The sequence below is a fragment of the Paenisporosarcina sp. TG20 genome (assembly GCF_000286315.1).
Classification (GTDB): domain Bacteria; phylum Bacillota; class Bacilli; order Bacillales_A; family Planococcaceae; genus Paenisporosarcina.
Window position 1 is genome coordinate 15,597 of the sequence record NZ_ALJG01000360.1, and the last position, 18,292, is coordinate 33,888.

The 18,292-nt window shown below is 36.1% G+C and carries 15 protein-coding genes and 1 pseudogene; 2 read left to right on the plus strand and 14 right to left on the minus strand.

Annotated elements, in window-relative coordinates; genetic code table 11:
• Window position 1: 1 nt before the first annotated feature.
• The gene (gene polA / locus B371_RS0119175; RefSeq protein ID WP_019415944.1) at window positions 2–2,629 is read right to left on the minus strand and encodes a DNA polymerase I; all 2,628 of its coding nucleotides are present in this window, start codon (window positions 2,627–2,629) and stop codon (window positions 2–4) included.
• A gap of 103 nt (window positions 2,630–2,732) precedes the next feature.
• Entirely contained in the window at window positions 2,733–3,254 is a 522-nt protein-coding gene (locus B371_RS0119180; RefSeq protein ID WP_019415945.1) for a hypothetical protein, read from the minus strand.
• Window positions 3,255–3,754: 500 nt separating this feature from the next.
• On the opposite strand from B371_RS0119180, the gene B371_RS0119185 reads away from it, so the two are divergent.
• The gene (locus tag B371_RS0119185) at window positions 3,755–4,036 is read left to right on the plus strand and encodes a colicin immunity domain-containing protein (protein WP_019415946.1); all 282 of its coding nucleotides are present in this window, start codon (window positions 3,755–3,757) and stop codon (window positions 4,034–4,036) included.
• A gap of 187 nt (window positions 4,037–4,223) precedes the next feature.
• Here B371_RS0119185 and hflC read toward each other — a convergent pair whose 3' ends face one another.
• The 9 genes and pseudogenes from hflC to citZ form a co-directional block, all read right to left on the minus strand.
• Complete coding sequence (gene hflC, locus B371_RS0119190; protein WP_019415947.1) at window positions 4,224–5,207, minus strand: protease modulator HflC; 984 nt, start codon at window positions 5,205–5,207, stop codon at window positions 4,224–4,226.
• Window positions 5,207–6,166 (minus strand): FtsH protease activity modulator HflK, encoded by a 960-nt coding sequence (hflK, locus tag B371_RS0119195; protein ID WP_019415948.1) that lies wholly within the window; start codon window positions 6,164–6,166, stop codon window positions 5,207–5,209. Before hflK ends, hflC begins: the two co-directional genes overlap by 1 nt.
• 589 nt (window positions 6,167–6,755) lie before the next feature.
• Window positions 6,756–6,974 (minus strand): annotated as a pseudogene (locus B371_RS23140) (transposase); the annotation flags it as partial.
• Window positions 6,975–7,321: 347 nt separating this feature from the next.
• Window positions 7,322–8,863 carry a two-component system histidine kinase PnpS gene (gene pnpS / locus B371_RS0119205; RefSeq protein WP_019415950.1) on the minus strand — a complete coding sequence of 514 codons (1,542 nt, stop codon included), beginning with the start codon at window positions 8,861–8,863 and terminating at the stop codon, window positions 7,322–7,324.
• The gene (locus B371_RS0119210) at window positions 8,860–9,573 is read right to left on the minus strand and encodes a response regulator transcription factor (protein ID WP_019415951.1); all 714 of its coding nucleotides are present in this window, start codon (window positions 9,571–9,573) and stop codon (window positions 8,860–8,862) included. The genes pnpS and B371_RS0119210 overlap by 4 nt, the downstream gene beginning before the upstream one ends.
• A gap of 49 nt (window positions 9,574–9,622) precedes the next feature.
• On the minus strand, window positions 9,623–10,099 hold the full coding sequence (locus tag B371_RS0119215; protein ID WP_019415952.1) for a MaoC/PaaZ C-terminal domain-containing protein: 477 nt from the start codon (window positions 10,097–10,099) through the stop codon (window positions 9,623–9,625).
• A gap of 139 nt (window positions 10,100–10,238) precedes the next feature.
• Window positions 10,239–11,177, minus strand: coding sequence for a malate dehydrogenase (mdh, locus tag B371_RS0119220; protein WP_019415953.1), 939 nt, complete (start codon window positions 11,175–11,177; stop codon window positions 10,239–10,241).
• Between the two features lie 79 nt (window positions 11,178–11,256).
• Complete coding sequence (gene icd / locus B371_RS0119225; RefSeq protein WP_019415954.1) at window positions 11,257–12,525, minus strand: NADP-dependent isocitrate dehydrogenase; 1,269 nt, start codon at window positions 12,523–12,525, stop codon at window positions 11,257–11,259.
• A gap of 99 nt (window positions 12,526–12,624) precedes the next feature.
• Window positions 12,625–13,740, minus strand: coding sequence for a citrate synthase (citZ, locus tag B371_RS0119230; protein ID WP_019415955.1), 1,116 nt, complete (start codon window positions 13,738–13,740; stop codon window positions 12,625–12,627).
• A 241-nt stretch (window positions 13,741–13,981) separates the two neighbouring features.
• On the opposite strand from citZ, the gene B371_RS0119235 reads away from it, so the two are divergent.
• Entirely contained in the window at window positions 13,982–14,935 is a 954-nt protein-coding gene (locus tag B371_RS0119235) for an AI-2E family transporter (protein WP_019415956.1), read from the plus strand.
• Here B371_RS0119235 and B371_RS0119240 read toward each other — a convergent pair.
• The 3 genes from B371_RS0119240 to pfkA form a co-directional block, all read right to left on the minus strand.
• A complete protein-coding gene (locus B371_RS0119240) occupies window positions 14,928–15,311 on the minus strand; it encodes an FxsA family protein (protein ID WP_019415957.1) in 384 nt (127 codons plus the stop codon). The genes B371_RS0119235 and B371_RS0119240 overlap by 8 nt on opposite strands.
• 189 nt (window positions 15,312–15,500) lie before the next feature.
• Complete coding sequence (gene pyk, locus B371_RS0119245; RefSeq protein ID WP_019415958.1) at window positions 15,501–17,261, minus strand: pyruvate kinase; 1,761 nt, start codon at window positions 17,259–17,261, stop codon at window positions 15,501–15,503.
• A 20-nt stretch (window positions 17,262–17,281) separates the two neighbouring features.
• Window positions 17,282–18,241, minus strand: a complete 960-nt coding sequence (gene pfkA, locus B371_RS0119250; protein ID WP_019415959.1) for a 6-phosphofructokinase — start codon at window positions 18,239–18,241, stop codon at window positions 17,282–17,284.
• Between the last annotated feature and the right edge of the window lie 51 nt (window positions 18,242–18,292).

The window sequence follows — 18,292 nt, forward strand, 5'->3', positions numbered from 1 at the left end:
CTTACTTCGTATCAAACCAAGTTGCCCCATAAGCGAAATCCACTTTTAAAGGTACTTTCAGTTCGATTGCATGTTCCATCACTTCAGGTACAATTTTTTCTAATATGGCAATTTCCTCTGGCGGTGCTTCAAAAATCAACTCATCGTGAACTTGAAGAAGCATTTTTGTTTGCAAGTTTTCTGTCTCTAAACGTTTCGCCATATCAATCATTGCTTTTTTAATAATATCTGCTGCGCTTCCTTGAATAGGTGTGTTCATTGCAGTACGTTCAGCAAAACTCTTTAAGTTAAAGTTCGAACTAGTGATGTCAGGCAAGTATCTTCGTCTATTTAAAATTGTTGTAACATAACCTTTTTGTTTTGCATCTTGAACAATATCATCCATATACCCTTTAACACCTGGGAAACTCTTTAAATAACGATCGATAAATTCTGCCGCTTCTTTACGAGTAATAGATAAGTTCTGTGACAAACCATAATCACTTATTCCATAAACAATTCCAAAGTTTACCGCTTTAGCTGCACGTCGCATGTCTGAAGTGACAGCATCAGCTTCCACATGAAAGACGTCCATTGCTGTTTTTGTATGAATATCTAAATCATTTTGGAAAGCATGGATTAATTCTTCATCATCTGACATATGCGCTAAGACACGTAATTCAATTTGTGAATAATCAGCAGCAAACAAAACCCAACCTGGTTGAGAAGGTACAAATGCTTTACGAATTTTTCGGCCTTCTTCTAATCTTATTGGGATATTTTGTAGATTTGGATTTGTAGAACTTAAACGACCCGTTTGTGTGAGTGATTGTTGGTATCTGGTATGAATTTTTTCATCATCTTTATGAATTTCTTTTAATAGCCCTTCAATATACGTAGACTGCAATTTACCTAATTGACGGAATAGAAGAATATGTGAAATAACTTCGTGTTTACCTTCTAGTTTTTCTAAAACGTCTGCAGCTGTTGAATAGCCCGTTTTCGTTTTTTTCTGCGGCGGAAGTCCTAGTTTTTCAAATAAAATTATACCCAGTTGTTTTGGTGAATTAATATTAAACTTCTCTCCAGCAGCATGATATATCTTTTGTTCAATCTCAGTCAATTTTCCAGCTAAGTCTTCACCAATATCAACAAGTGTTTGGCGATCTACTTTTACACCATCAGATTCCATTTTCCCTAAAATGGTTGCTAACGGTAACTCTAAATCTTGATAGAGTTCATATTGTTCATTTTCTTTCAGCTTGTCATCCATTACGGAACGTAGATTCCAAACAGCCATTGCTTTCCTTACTACATGTTCAGCAAGCTCGGCATCAACAGGAACTGATTTTTTTGCGCCTTTGCCATACACATGTTCATTGGTGAATACATCACTGTAGCCAAATGTGCGTGATAATACAGCAACGTCATCAGAAGTAATCGCTGGATTTACGATATAGGCAGCTAAGACAAAGTCAAATTCAACACCATCGAGCAAGATGTCATTTCGTCGAAAGGCAGCAAGAGCTGTTTTAGAGTCGACCAGTCGTTTTTTCTTTGTATCGTCGGCTAACCATTTGCGGAAAGGTTCACTAGCAAATGCATCATCCACTTTTATAAAATAGGCGTTCTTTTCATCCACTAAGGCAATACCCAACATATCTGCTGTATGGTATTGTTCATCATATAATTCTAAATGCACAGCCATTTCGTCGGATAAATGTTTATCTGTAATCTCTGTTAGAGTTGTAAACTTGATTTCTGATGGAGGCTTTTCTTCTTGAGCGTAAGATGTCTTTTCAAGCAGTGATTTAAACGAAAGTTCTTGCCATATCTTAATCACTTCATCCATATCTGGTCCACTATATGCAAGATAATCTAAATCAATCGTAATTGGTGCCTTGGTTTCAATTGTTGCTAGCACCTTACTCATCTTAGCTTGCTCTTCATTGGCCACAAGTTTTTCTTTTAGTTTCACTCCACTTACACGATCGAGGCCTTCGTATACGCCATCCACCGAGTGATGCTCAAGGAGTAATTTGATTGCTGTTTTCTCACCAACACCAGGTATTCCTGGTATATTATCAGAAGCGTCACCCATTAAACCTTTCATATCAATAATTTGATTAGGTGTTAATCCATATTTCTCTTGTATATGGGCAGGTGTATATTTTTCCATATCAGTAATACCTTTTCGGGTAATATAAACTGTAGTGGTTTCCGAAGAGAGTTGAGTCAAGTCTTTATCTCCAGAGACTATTATGACTTTTTCACCCAGTGCCTCAGCTTGTTTACTTAGCGTTCCAATAATATCATCGGCTTCATACATCTCGAGTTCGTACTGAGGGATTTGGTAAGCCTCTAAAAGCTTCCGTAAGTATGGGAACTGCTCAGAAAGTTCTGATGGCGTTTTTTGACGCCCCCCCTTATACTCTCCGAATGTTGTGTGACGGAATGTGGTTTTGCCAGCATCAAAAGCAACAAGCATATGAGTTGGTTGTTCGTCGTCTAATATTTTTTGTAACATCATTGTAAAACCGTAAACGGAATTTGTATGTATTCCATGTTCATTTGTTAGCAAAGGGAGCGCGAAAAATGCTCGGTACGCTAAACTATTTCCATCAAGTAATAATATTTTGTTTTTGCTCAAAAATTTCCAACTCCTCTATGAAAAACGTCATCTCCCGTCATTTTACCATGTTTATTAGAAGAAAAGAAAATGTCGTCTCTGAGGTATTCATAACTATAGTTCATTAAAAGTAAGAAGAGTTAAATGTCACTCTTAAAAAGCTTACTTCTTTTCCTTCAAGGTTAGCCAAAACTTCACTGACTGTACCATTGTCTAATGAATACCTCAAAGTAACAGTGTCCTCCACTAAAGTTTTCATATTTACATTTGTTTTAATTCCAGAAAGGGCAAAAATATCTTTATTTACATCGATAATAAATCGATTTTCTGCATTTTCGGAAGTAAGGATATTTATTCTTACAACTGCATTGTCAATGACGATTATTTCGAGTGGATAGTCGTCAACTTCATAGTTGAAAGATGTTGCAAGATACTTCTGACCATTATTACTCTTTTGTATCCAATCATCTTTTCTCAGAGGCTCACCTAATTTATCGGTTAGCTCATCAGATGTAATCTTGCTATATTGAGAAACGTCCATTATTTGATTTACTTGGACTTTTGGTGCACTCTCTACTTCATTACAACCTGCTAGAAAGATCATGATACTTAAGCTACTAATAAGTATCATCATTAGTCTTTTCAAAACTATCACCTCATATGTTTTTACATACATCCTTCCACAATATTAAGGTGGCTATACAATTACTTAATTATCGCTATTCAATGGTTTTTTTCCAAAGTAGAATTCAATTGATTCATTTGGGGACCACTGAAAAAGTCAATTTATTATTTCTTAGCTTATGGACTAGTATAGGTGATTTCCGTTGCAACGCACTATTATGTTTCGAATCTAGCTCAGCGATGTAGAAACATTAACAGAGACATGCGGACGCTTTCCGCAGGAGTCGCGGCCTTCCACTTCAATCATTTGTAAACATATTTGAATACCATTCAAATATGTTTATTTATTACTCGGATAAAGAGGGAAAATTCCGACAACTGGTGTTATGTCAACCTGTTGTGTATGCGTGATACATTCCAGTTCAGCGATCTAATCAGCCAGTTTCTTGTTCAACTAAAACAGTAGGTAGCTTAAAAGAAATGCTATACTATTCTTTATTTCACCAATTGAGAGGGATAACAATGAACGTAGACAAATACAAGAAATTGATGGTAGATTTATTAGAAGAGAAAATTTCTGCAGATGAATTTCAAGCACAATATCTTAAAAAGTTTAAAGAATCGGACGATAGAATGGGCGAAACTTTATTTGAAATTCTGAATGGGGTATTTGAATCAACAGATTGTTACTGGCACGAGTGTCTTCCTGGACATGAGACTTCATTCGAAATATCAGAACAACAACTAAAAGTTGAAGTAAATAAAGCTTTAATTAAGTTAAATAAACGGTTAAATACTCGTTAGCTCTTGTTCAACTCACATGAAAATAGAGAGTTTTTATTACCGTTTAAATTGATCTGTTTTCTTTCAACCACTCATTAAAACAACAAAAAGAAGTTAATCACCTTATTAACATTGGTGATTAACTTCTTTTTTCTTAATACAAACTTATCTATTAACGGCATACTAGGTGTTGCACCATTTTAACCTACTATTCTATATATCCTGATAGAATTCTTGCGTAAGGCGAGTCAGAAGGTAAAATTATCATGGTATCTTCACCAATCGTTGTCTTATAAGATTCTAATGTTCGATATAAAGCATAGAACTCAGGATCTTTTGAGAAAGATTGATTATAAATTTTAGCAGCTTCCGCTTCTCCATCAGCCGTTATGATAGCTGCTTCTTTTTTAGCTATAGCAAGCATTTCTTGTACTTTTCGATCTGTTGCAGCTTCGATTGTACGTTTATCTGCATCACCTTCAGATAAATACTTTTGTGCAATTGATTGGCGCTCTGAAATCATTCGTGTGTATACTGATTGTTCATTTTCCGGTGGAAGATCTGTACGTTTCATTCGAACATCAACTACTTTGATTCCATAGTTATCTTTTGTCAATAACTCATTTACTCTTGCTGTTACTTGATCATTTAAACTTCCCCTAGATGTATCTTCATCATTTATTATTTCATCATAGTTTAGCTGTCCAAGTTCAGTTCGAACAACAGAGTAAATAAATTCTTCCATACGTGCTTCAGCGTTTAATAGTGTTCCTGCATTAGAAATCATATCTTTTGGATTTGTGATGCTCCATACGGAATAACTATCGATAATAATTCGCTTTTTATCCTTAGTGTTGATCTCTGCCTCTGACACGTTGTAGGTCATTAGGAAACGAGGCAAGGTTGTAACACTTTGTAGGAAAGGAACTTTGATATAAAGACCAGGTTCATCTCGAATTACTACAACTTCACCAAATTGACGTACCACTTTATATTCGCTCTCTTTCACCACATAGACATTAGCAAAACCTATAACGAGAATGGCAAAAATTATTGTCGCTACAATAATTTTCTTAAAATGTTTCTTTATATCCACTGGTTCGTTCGTTTTTGGAACATTTGTTTTTTTATTAAATTGTTCATTTAGTTTTTGTTCGATTTTTTCAAATGGGTTTTGATTTTTAGAATCCATTAATTGTTACCTCCTTCCTCAGTCGTTACTGGTGGAACTTTTAAAGTTTGCTGTAAAGGTAAATACTTAACCGTTTCACCAGTATCATTCATGATGTAAATTTGAGCATTTGGCAAGACTGCTTCAAGTGTTTCAATCACTAGTCGTTGTCTCGTAATTTCTTGATTATTTCTATATTCAGCATATAGTTTATTGAATACGGCCACTTCACCTAGAGCCTGTTCAATACGAGCTGTACGTTGACCTTCAGCACGAGAGTTAATCGCTGAAACTTCCCCGATTGCTTCACTCTCACGTTGGTTTAGATATTTATTCGCTTCATTTGTTTTGGTGTTTTTTGTTTCACGAGCGTCTGTTACTGCAGTAAAAGCTGATCGAACTTCTGCATTCGGCAATTCCACATCTTGAAGTTTGACTCCTAAAATGGAAATACCAATATCATATTTTTCAATAAGTGTTGCAAGCAAATCTCTCGTTTGAGCTTCTATATCAGCTTTTCCCGATGTTAACGCTTCATCTATTAGTGAGCTACCGATTATTGATCGAATAGATGCAGAAGTTGCATCATGCAATATTTCTTCCGGAGCTTCCGCATTAAATAAAAACTTTCCTGGATCAGTGATTTTCCATTGTACTACTAAATCCGTTAATACAATGTTTTCATCACCTGTAATCATTTTAGTTTCGTTATCGAAAGACACAATCTCACCGTCTGCAGATTGTTTATAACCAAACTGTAAACTAAATGTCTCTTTTGATAATATTTCTACTTTTTGCATTGGCCAAGGTAGTTTAAAATGCAAACCTGATTCTAAGATCGGTTCTTCTGCTTTACCAAATGTAATGATGACTGCTTGCTCTGATTCGTCAACTGTATACCACGATGTAAATACTGCAAAAAGTGCAATGACTCCTAAAATTGATAAAGTTATCGTCGCGACTAAGCGTTTGACACTCATCTATGTATCCCCCTTTTTCTATAACTCTAGTTGTCTTTACGGTTGGTTGGTTCAAAAGGTTTCAGAAACTTGAGTTTGTAATTTATTCCTGCTCAACAATTCAACACTTTATGACAAACACATGATGCATATTACGCGCAAAAGAAAAAAGAGTCCAAGAATGGGACTCTTTTTCACATGTAAGAAAGTATTTAAATTTATTGAGCCATGAATCCAGTATTCCCGGTATGTTAAGGAGTAGGTTCTAGTATGATACCGCTAATTTCCGCTCCAGGCGGACGCTTTCCATCGGGCGGGCGCAGCGATGCAGGAGCAGATGTTTTCCGCCGCCTTCCGCTTCAATCAAGTAAATGTTTTCGAATTGATCATAAAAGAAAATACAACTTAAAAAGAAGGGAGTGCAGAAAGTTACTGGACATATAAATAATAGAAAAATACAGTGGTTTGAATCATGAACACTGAAATACTGGTATTTTGAGCAAGTAGGATTTCTCTTTTTAGAAATAGTGTAGAAGAAGTATTCCTACTAGCTTTGTATCGCTCACGATTCAATTGATTGTCACTAAAATTAGAATTCGTTGCAATGATCGGGATTCAACTTGGAAACAAGTCTAATTTGTTCTTCTTTTGTATAGTCAATATTCGCTTTCTCTGAATAAGCTGTATCTCCAATAACCGTGTCTACGTCCATACCTGCTTGTTTACTTTTTTCAATCAATTCTTGTAAGTACTTGCCATCATTTTTTTCACCTGAAGTGATGACTGCCGCTATAATGATTCGCTCATTACTTAACGCAATATGTGTTTTATTAGATAGAAGAATTTTTTTGATGTAGACATACACTAGTTGACTGTAGTGGAAGGCGGCGACTCCTGCCGGAATAGCATGAGCTGAAGACCCTGGACTGAGAGTAGCGAAGGAAGCGGCTGAAGCCATGCCGGCGGAACGCGTCCGCCTGGAACGGAAATCAACGGGTTCCATATAAAAAGCGAGTAAGTGAACGACATATTGTTCACTTACTCGCTATGAAATCTTTTTGAGGACTTTTTCAGTGCCCTCCGCACTTGCCTGGTTTATCTTAATATGTTATTGGGGGTCTTACATATCTTAACAAGGTACTATGAACGTTTCATGAAGAACATGTGTATAATATGTTAATTTTGATGTTTAGGTAGTAAAATTCTAAATTCTGTACCTTTACCAGGCTCACTTTCAACAATAATCCGTCCATTATGTGCTTCTATTAAATGTTTAACAATTGCAAGTCCAAGTCCAGTACCACCCGAATTACGACTTCTCGCCCGGTCTATTCGATAAAAACGTTCAAATATACGAGGAATTTCTTTCTTGTCCATACCAATTCCTTCATCTCGTATTATGATAATTCCGTGTGTATCGCTTTCATGAAGTGATAAATACACAGAACTGTTCTCATGAGAATAGGTAATCGCATTTGTTAGTAAATTCATTACTACTTGAATTAAACGGTTCATGTCTCCATCAACTAAAACATCTCGCTTCATTCTGGATATGTAATTCATGTTTTTTATTTCTAATCTCGGCCTTGTCATTTCTGCTGCACGCGACATAACTTCAAGTAGACTAGTTCTGGAAAACTCTACGGAGAATCCATGTTGCTCAATTTTTGAAAGTTCGAGTAAATCTTCAATTAACATTTGCAATCGATTACTTTCTTTATAGATAATTTCTAAAAAGGATAACAAAATCTTCTCATCTTTCATTGCCCCATCAATTAAAGTCTCAGAAAATCCTTTAATAGATGTGATTGGTGTACGCAGTTCATGAGATACATTGGCTACGAAATCTTTTCTAATTTGTTCGAGACGTATTAAGTCTGAAATATCATGCATGACGATTACTACACCTAACCATCTTCCATGTTCACCTATTACTGGTGCTCCGTAAACTTCCTTATGACGAATTTCTTGTTGTATTTCAAGTGCTATTTGCTTACGCGAAGGTGATTCCATTAAAAATACATCATCTATAAACTTTTCGAACTCCTCTGGTAACCCAACACTTTTAAATAGTTCATCTTGAATATCATCCACACTAAATTCAAACTGATTGATAAAGGCTTTGTTTACAATACTAATTTGTCCATTTCTGTCGATCATCATTAAAGCACTCCCCATGTTTTCAATGAGAGTGTTTAGACGTTCCTGTTCCATTTCACGGACCTTAAACAATTCTTGTAGATTTCGGGCGAGCACATTTATAGAGGTACTTAGTTCGGCAGTACTTGACGTATCATCCTCATAAGCACGTGCTCGATAGTTCCCCTTAGCTAGCTCTATGGCAATTTCCGTAACGTTGTCGATTGGTTGTGCATAACGTTTTGTAAAATGATACGAGAGGATTATCATGGCGATTAATGCACTAGATAAAACAATTAACATTACCTTCCAAAGTTGATTATGTAAATCATAAAAATTGCTACCTGTATTATCATTGGAAAGAACTTCAATAATTTCATCTTTATATGTACCATCTAAAATGACATTTGAATTCTCGAAAATTAACATAATTTCTTCTGACTTTGCAATGGAATTTAATTGCAAAGAATTCTCTACATAAACAGGGAAAAACTGACTTAATATGATACCTAAGCCAGCTAAAACACATCCCACTATTAACGTAAAGGTTATAACTAATCTTCCTTGAAGTGATTTCATACCACTTTCGGCTCCTCAAATTTATAGCCAAGACCTCGAATAGTTTTAATAAATATTGGTTTTCGGCTATTGTCTTCAATTTTTTCTCGCAAATGACTAATGTGAACATCGACAATTCGCGTATCTCCTGCAAAATCATAATTCCACACAGCATTCAATAATTGATCACGTGTTACCACACGATTTTTATTTTCCATTAAAAATACAAGTAATTCAAATTCTTTTGGAGTGAATTCCAATGATTTTTCTAATAAAAACACTTCAAAGCGTTCCGGATAAACACGTAATGGGCCAAACTCAAAAGATTTATCTTGGTTTTCTTGAGTCTTTTCTATAGCTACGGTTGTAGTTCTTCTTAAAACAGCTTTCACGCGAGCTGTCACTTCTCTAGGACTGAACGGTTTAGTCATATAGTCATCAGCACCTAACTCTAGCCCTAACACTTTATCAAATTCGTCATCTTTTGCTGTTAACATAATGATAGGAGTATTAATCTTTTGAAGACGCAACGCTTTACACACTTCCATGCCATCCATTTTTGGAAGCATTAAGTCAAGGACAATTAGATCTGGTTTTCTCTCAAGAACAGCATTGTAACCTTCTTCCCCATCAAATGCTGTTTCAACTACAAAGCCAGCTTGCTCCAAATTATATTGAAGTAAGGTAACAATTGATGTTTCATCATCTACTACAAGAATTTTCTTTGTCATACTGTACCCTCCAAATCGATTCGAAACCCTATCTTATACAGAACAGACATCAGAAATTGTCCATCGTTTGTGATGTTAAACGATTTAATAAACGCGGAGGAGTTGAAGTGATTTTCCCCTCAATTACGGTGTCTCCATTTTCATTTGTGGCATTCACTTCAATCACTACTTGGTTTTTCTCTATATCCACAGAGATTACTTGTAATAAAAAATCAATAGTTGCGTAATGATAGGCAGGTTTTGGGAATATCAAGTGTTGTTCCACAATGTGTGAACCTGGTCCAGGCAAGTATTTCGTAATGGCTGAAGTCACTATTCCTGTTAACATGACAGATGGAACAATTGGTTTTTCATAGAAAGTTTGTGACGCAAAATCATGTTGAATATATAATGGGTTCCCATCGTTAGTAATCCCTAAATATAAAAGTAGATTTCTATCTTCAATTTTCTCTGTTAATTTAAGCTTTTCACCAACTGACATATCTTCCACTTTTCTTCCGAGTTTTCTTTTCTTTCCTAGTAGCATCCGTGTTCCCCCTTTGTACATCTTCTAACTTCATAGTATCAATAAGTATAAAAAAAATCGAGCAGGAATTTCCTACTCGATTTTCGTTATATAGATTCGTCAGCAATCAAAGTGTATGTTCATCAGAAGTGAGCATTGATTACACTAAAATATCCATTACATTACGTACAGATGCTGCTGATTTGTCTAACTCTGTTTTTTCAGCTTTAGTTAATTCTAGTTCAAAGATTTTTTCAATACCACCAGCACCTAAAATTGTTGGGACACCAATATAAATTCCATCGTATCCGTATTCACCTTCAAGATAAGCTATTGCAGGTAATACGCGTCGTTGGTCTTTAATAATCGCTTCGGCCATTTCAACTAAAGATGCTGCTGGTGCATAATAAGCCGATCCGTTACCAAGAAGGTTCACAATTTCTGCTCCACCTTTACGTGTACGGTCTACTATTTCTGCTAAACGGTCTTTTGAAATTAATGTTTCCAATGGAATCCCACCTGCGTAAGAATAACGCACTAAAGGAACCATGTCATCACCGTGGCCACCAAGAACGAAACCAGTGATGTCTTTAACAGACAAGTTTAATTCTTGTGCTACAAATGTGCGGAAACGTGCAGAATCAAGTACACCAGATTGGCCAATTACACGCTCTTTCGGGAAACCAGATTCTTTATATACAGTGTATGTCATCGCATCCACTGGATTTGTTAAAACAATAATGATTGTCTTTGGAGAATACTTAACAATTTCAGCTGTAACAAGTTTCATTATTTTTTGATTTGTTTGAACCAAATCGTCACGGCTCATACCGGGTTTACGAGCAATACCAGCTGTGATGATAACGATGTCAGAGTCTTTCGTCTCTTCATAATTAGAAGTACCTGTTACATTTGCATCAAATCCCTGAACAGGACCTGCTTCTAACATATCAAGGGCTTTCCCTTTTGTGGGGTTTTCCATTTGTGGTATATCAACTAATACAACATCTCCTAGCTCTTTTTGTGCTAGTAAAAAAGCTGTTGTTGCTCCTGTAAAACCAGAACCGATTACTGAAATCTTTTTACGTTTCATTGTCATAAGTAAACTCTCCCTTTATTCATATGGAAAGAGGGAGCGAATCCCTCTTTCTTTATTAGAACATGAAGACAAACTATTGTTACATATTGCTAATTAATTCTTCAGCGAACTGAGAACATTTCACTTCTGTAGCGCCTTCCATTAATCGGGCAAAGTCGTAAGTTACAACTTTAGAAGCAATTGTTTTTTCCATTGAGTCCATAACTAATTTTGCAGCTTCTGTCCAACCAAGATGCTCAAGCATTAAAACACCTGAAAGTATAACTGAAGATGGGTTAACTTTATCTAAACCTGCATATTTCGGAGCAGTACCATGAGTAGCCTCAAAAATTGCATGTCCAGTTTGATAGTTAATGTTTGCTCCAGGAGCAATACCAATACCACCCACTTGTGCTGCTAAGGCATCTGAAATATAATCTCCGTTTAAGTTCATTGTAGCTACTACATCAAATTCTTTTGGACGAGTTAGAATTTGTTGTAAGAAGATATCAGCAATTGAATCTTTAACAAGAATTTTACCAGAAGCTATTGCATCAGCTTGCGCCTTGTTCGCAACTTCAGTACCTTGTTCTTCTTTAATTTGATCATATTGATTCCAAGTGAACGTCTGATCACCAAACTCTTGTTCAGCAACTTCATACGCCCAATTCTTGAAAGCTCCTTCTGTGAACTTCATGATATTCCCTTTATGAACAATAGTTAAAGACTCGCGACCTTCTTTAATGATGTACTCAAGAGCAGAGCGTATTAAACGCTTTGTTCCTTCTTCAGAAATCGGCTTAATTCCAATTCCAGAAGTCTCAGGGAAGCGGATATTTTTTGTACCCATTTCATTTTGTAGGAAATTAATAATTTTTTTAACTTCTTCAGATCCTTGAGCGTACTCAATACCAGCATAGATATCTTCTGTATTTTCACGGAAAATAACCATGTCTACATCTTCAGGACGTTTTACTGGAGAAGGAACACCTTCAAAGTAACGAACTGGACGTAGACAAGTGTATAAATCTAATTCTTGACGTAGAGCAACGTTTAAAGAACGAATTCCTCCGCCAACTGGTGTTGTTAAAGGTCCTTTAATAGCAATTAAATATTCTCGAATTACATCTAAAGTTTCACTTGGTAACCATTCACCTGTTTGGTTAAATGCCTTCTCACCAGCTAATACCTCTTTCCACACGATTGACTTTTCGCCATTATAAGCTTTGCTAACTGAAGCTTCTAAAACTCGTGCAGCTGCAGACCAAATATCTGGTCCAATTCCATCTCCTTCAATATAAGGAATGATTGGATTGTTTGGTACTTGAAGTACACCGTTTTCTACTGTAATTTTACCGCCGTTTGTCATGAATAATTTCCTCCTATATACACGATCATTGACTTATACCCTAGGAATTCTAATTCAGAACCTCTTAAAGTACAGCCCTCAAAGAATGTGTTTTTAAAATTAACGTTCTGTTACTGGTACATATTTTTGCATTCCAGGTCCAATATATTCTGCACGAGGACGGATTAAACGGTTATCAGAGTACTGCTCTAAAATATGAGCTAACCACCCTGAAACACGTGATACTGCAAAGACTGGTGTGAACAGGTCATGATCAATGTTTAATGAATGGTAGACTGACGCTGAATAGAAATCTACATTCGGTGGAAGGTTTTTTTGTCCTGTTACGATACTATCAATTTTGATAGACATTTCGTACCATTTTTCTTCTCCACGAATTTTTGTTAATTTTTGCGACATTTCACGTAAGTGTTTTGCACGTGGATCCCCTTTTTCATACACACGGTGACCGAAGCCCATAATTTTTTCTTTGTTGTCTAGTTTTTTATTGATATACGACTCAACATTTTCAACTGAATCAATCTCCATCAACATCTTCATAACTTGCTCGTTTGCCCCACCATGAAGAGGTCCTTTTAGAGCACCAATTGCTGCAACAACACCAGAATAAATATCAGATAGTGTTGCGACACAAACACGTGCTGTAAAAGTAGAAGCATTTAATTCATGGTCTGCGTGTAATACTAATGCTTTGTTGAAAGCTTCTTCCTCAATAGCCTCAGGTACTTTACCATTTAGCATGTACAAGAAATTGGCTGCAAAACTTAAATCATTTTTAGGGGCAATTGGTTCCTGTCCTTTACGAACACGAGCAAAAGCAGTTACTAAAGTCGACATTTTTGCTTGAAGTTGAATAGCCTTTAGGTAGTTCGCTTCTACCGACATATCTTCCGCTTTATCATCATACAATCCAAGCATAGATGCTGTTGTACGAAGCGCTGTCATTGGATGAACTTTATCAATTGGATACGTTTTAAAATGGTTTAATATCTCTTGAGGTACAGCCATATTATCCGCTAATTGTTGTTTAAGTTCAGCTAATTCTGCTTCTTTAGGCAGGCGTTTATGCCATAATAAATAAATTACTTCTTCAAAACTTGCATGCGCTGCTAAATCGTCAATATCATAGCCAACATATGTAAGTGTGTCATCAATGATTGAGCTGATAGCTGATTGCGTTGCTACCACGCCTTCGAGTCCTTTGGTTGATGTCATTTATATCGCTCCTTCTGAGTTTAAATTCATCCTTCCACAAAAAAATGCAGAATGATGGATCATCTGCTTAATTGAACATTTTATTGAATCGCTTACATTGCCATTATAATCATTTTTGACTGATTTGTGAATAAAAATGCCTTAATTTATATAAGTTTCATAAAATATTATGATTTCCACATACGTAGCATAAGATAAATGTTAATAATAAAACCCATTAAAAATTTTTGGAGGTAGAATAGTGTATGGAAATATAACAGTCTTTCTGAAAAAATGGATTCCAATTTCAATCATCTTAATCTTGGCTTGGTTCATATACCCTGTTACTGTTGCAATACTAATTGCATATTTTTTACACCCAATTGTGAGTTGGTTACATAAAGTAAGTAGGTTACCTAGATGGATTACCGTAATAATATTTGAAAGTGCTTTGCTTGCGTCCGTATTAATTGGCGCTACACTAGTGTTTAAAGAACTCTTTGAACTTGTTTATCCTCTTCGCTTTCACTTAGAGGAATTACAAATCTTCCTGCATACCAATCAAGCTTATTGGAAGTCTGGAATTGAAGCTCTATCAATGGTGAGTGAAAGTTTTTTCCGGAAAGTAACATTATTTATTCAACATTTGCCAGAAAGTTTTATCGAAAGTTTTGTGTTTTTAGTTGCCCTCTTCTTCTCTTTAAATGAGTCTTTAAAATCTAGGACCTGGTTTTTTATTTATATTCCTACCATTACTAAAAAGACTTTAAAGCCAATCTTTTTAACTGCAACGGATCTTTTTGAGAAGTTTACTAAAGTTGAAATCTTATTGTTTTTAACGACTTTCTTGCAACTTGCCATTGGCTTTTATGTTCTTCAATTTACATCTCCAATTGGTTTAGCATTTTTAATTTCTCTAGCTGATGCACTACCATTTGTCGGGACAGGCATAGTTTTAATACCAATGGCTGCTTTTTTCTTGTTGACAAAACAAACGAGCCTTGGAATTATCATACTTTTAATATATGCATTTATCTTGTTAACTAGACAATTATTAGAATCTTTTCTTTGGGCAAACACAATGCATATACGTGCAGTCCATGTATTTTTCATTAGTGCATGTTCCCTACTTTTGTTTGGTGTTCCTGGTATACTACTTAGTCCCTTTTTTTTACTAGCAGCTGTTCATTTTAGGCAACACCATTGGTTTACATAACAATAATTTGTCCTTTTTTAGTTTTTGTGCGAATCCACTTATAGACAATCGGCTTGAATAACTGCCTTGTTGGTGAAAATAGAAACATGAACCCAAATATATCGGTCATAAAACCTGGAGATAATAACATAAGGCCACCTGCAAATATAAATAATGCATTGACCATTGCATCCCCTGGAGCTTGGAAACTTTTCATTTGGATTTGTACATCACGAATTGCCTTTAAACCTTGTTTTTTCGCTAAAAAAGCGCCCAGAATTCCTGTTGCAAGAATTATCAGTATGGTAGTCAACAAACCGAAGGCATTTTCAGCCCATAATAAAATACTAATTTCTATTACAGGAACAACTATTAAAATTAATACTAACCACTTCATTTTCAACATCTCCTAAAAATGCCTCAACACTTATTCGGTGTAGAGGCATTTTATTTTAATTATGTTCAAAAAGAGTTATGAAAATTTCCGTATATGGAAATCTTATTATGAACTCCTAACCAGTGGCACAAAAGAGTTGTAAATGATTTTGTCTCAAAATAAATAAATTAAATCACTATTTTATTGAAGTTATAAAACGCTTGCATGTCCTTGATAAATTACTCCTGATTCCGCATCCATAGTAATATCTTGACCATTTCCAATTTTCTTAGTGGCATTTTTCACTCCAACTATTACAGGGATACCAAGACTTAAACCTACTACTGCTGCGTGACTAGTGAGGCCACCTTCTTCAGTGATTAGTCCAGCGCATTTATTAATTGCTGGCATCATATCTCGGTCAGATCCGATGGTGACAATAATAGCGCCTGTAGTGTCGACATTTAATAAATCCTGTGCATTATTTGCCACGATAGTACGTCCGAATGCGACCAATTTCCCTATCCCTTGCCCTTTTGCTGCTATGTCGCCAATCATGTGGACTTTCATTAAGTTTGTCGTTCCTGCTTCTCCTACTGGCACACCAGCTGTAATAATGACAAGGTCACCGTGCTTCACATAGTTGTGTTTTAAACTTTCTTCAACTGAAAGCTCTAAAATTTCATCGGTAGAACCAACTTTTTCACCAACAATAGGGAATACACCCCAAACTAGAGTTAACATTCGAGATGGTCTCTCCGTAGAAGTTACAGCAATGATTGGAGCACTTTGTCGATATTTTGAAATCATTTTAGCTGTATGACCACTTTCAGTTGGTGCAATAATTGCTTTGGCTCTTAAATTGATAGATGTATGGGCCACAGCTTGACCTATTGCATCAGTCATACTTACTTTTTTATTTTTACTTTTAGCTGTAACGATTGCACGGTAGTCAAGAGCATCTTCAGTACGAATTGCTATTTTGTCCATCATAACTACTGATTCTACAGGATACATACCTGCTGCTGTTTCTCCTGATAACATAATCGCATCTGTACCATCAAAGATTGCATTTGCGACATCACTTGCTTCAGCACGCGTTGGTCGAGGATTACGTTGCATAGAATCTAACATTTGTGTTGCGGTTATGACCGGTTTTCCTGCATCGTTACATTTGTTGATTAATCTTTTTTGCACTAAAGGAACTTCTTCAGTAGGTATTTCTACGCCTAAATCTCCACGTGCGACCATTAAACCATCAGATACTAAAATAATAGAATCAATATTATCGACACCTTCTTGATTCTCTATTTTCGGTATAATATGAATGTACCCACCATTATTTTCTTCAAGCAATTGGCGAATTTCCATAACATCTTTTGCACGACGAACAAAAGAAGCAGCAATAAAATCAACACCTTGTTCAATGCCAAACAGAATATCTTGTGCATCTTTATCTGTCATTCCAGGTAGTTGCACGGAAACACCGGGAACATTAACCCCTTTTTTATTTTTTAAAGTACCCGAGTTAGATACTACTGTATGAATCAAACCTGCTGCTTGATCAATACTTGATACTCGAAGTTCAATTAATCCATCATCCAATAATATGATTGAACCTTCATTGACATCCTCAATTAACTGTTCATATGTTATCGAAAAAACTTCTTTAGTCCCCAAAACTTCGGTCATCGAAATTGCTAAAGATTGTCCTGTTTCTAATTCTATTCCATCATTTTGCATTTGGTGCGTTCGTATTTCAGGACCTTTTGTATCAAGCAATATGCCTACAATTTTCCCTGTTTTTTTCGAAGCTGCACGAATGCGTTTAATGCGTTCTCCGTGTTCCTCATGATTTCCATGTGAAAAATTTAGCCGGGCAACATTCATTCCTGCTTCAATTAATTTTTCTAAGATTTCTGGTGTTTCACTAGCTGGACCTATGGTACATACAATTTTTGTTTTTCTCATAATTTATCCTCTCTACTACTCTAAATGGCTAATTCTTTTGATAATTTATACATTGATAAATCTGCATAATGCTTTCCATTGAAAGCTTCTGTCATTGAATATTCTACCACTTGATGGTTTCTCATGCCAATAGCAAGACCTCCATGCCCTTCCATCAAAGCCTCGACTGCTTTAGCCCCAAAAAGGCTGGCTAATACACGATCTCGAGCAGATGGGGAGCCCCCACGTTGGATGTGTCCAAGAACAGAAATGCGTGTTTCAATATTCCCTTGCTCTTTTAATAAATTTGCAAATTCATTAGCAGACATTACGCCTTCTGCTACTATGATAATACTATGTTTTTTTCCTCGATCATGACCACTACGTAATCTCTTTAATATATCTTGTATGTCAAATGATACTTCAGGTATAAGAATCGTTTCTGCACCTCCAGCTAAACCAGCCCAAAGTGCTAAATCACCCGCACCTCTCCCCATTACTTCGATAATAAATGTCCGTTCATGAGACGTCGCTGTGTCTCTAATTTTATCGATTGCTTCTATGACCGTATTTAGCGCTGTATCAAAACCAATAGTATAATCTGTTCCAGGAATATCATTGTCAATCGTACCAGGGACCCCTATACTTGGTAAACCTTTAGATGTTAAAGCCATTGCTCCACGGTAAGAACCATCACCACCAATGACGACGAGGCCTTCTATGCCATGTTTCTTCATTTGCGCTATAGCCTTTTGTTGTCCTTCTTCGGTTATGAACTCGAGACATCTTGCTGAATGTAACTTTGTACCACCTCGTTGAATAATATCCCCAACATATCCTAAATCAAGCCGTTCAATTTTCCCATCGATTAATCCTTGATAACCATTATAGACACCCATTACTTCTATGTCATGATAAATAGCTTTTCTAACCACTGCACGCAAGGCTGCATTCATGCCGGGTGCATCGCCACCACTTGTTAAAACACCTATCCTTTTCATACTAAATATTCCTCCTCACTTAAACTAGCTAGACTTTACCTTGCTTAAATA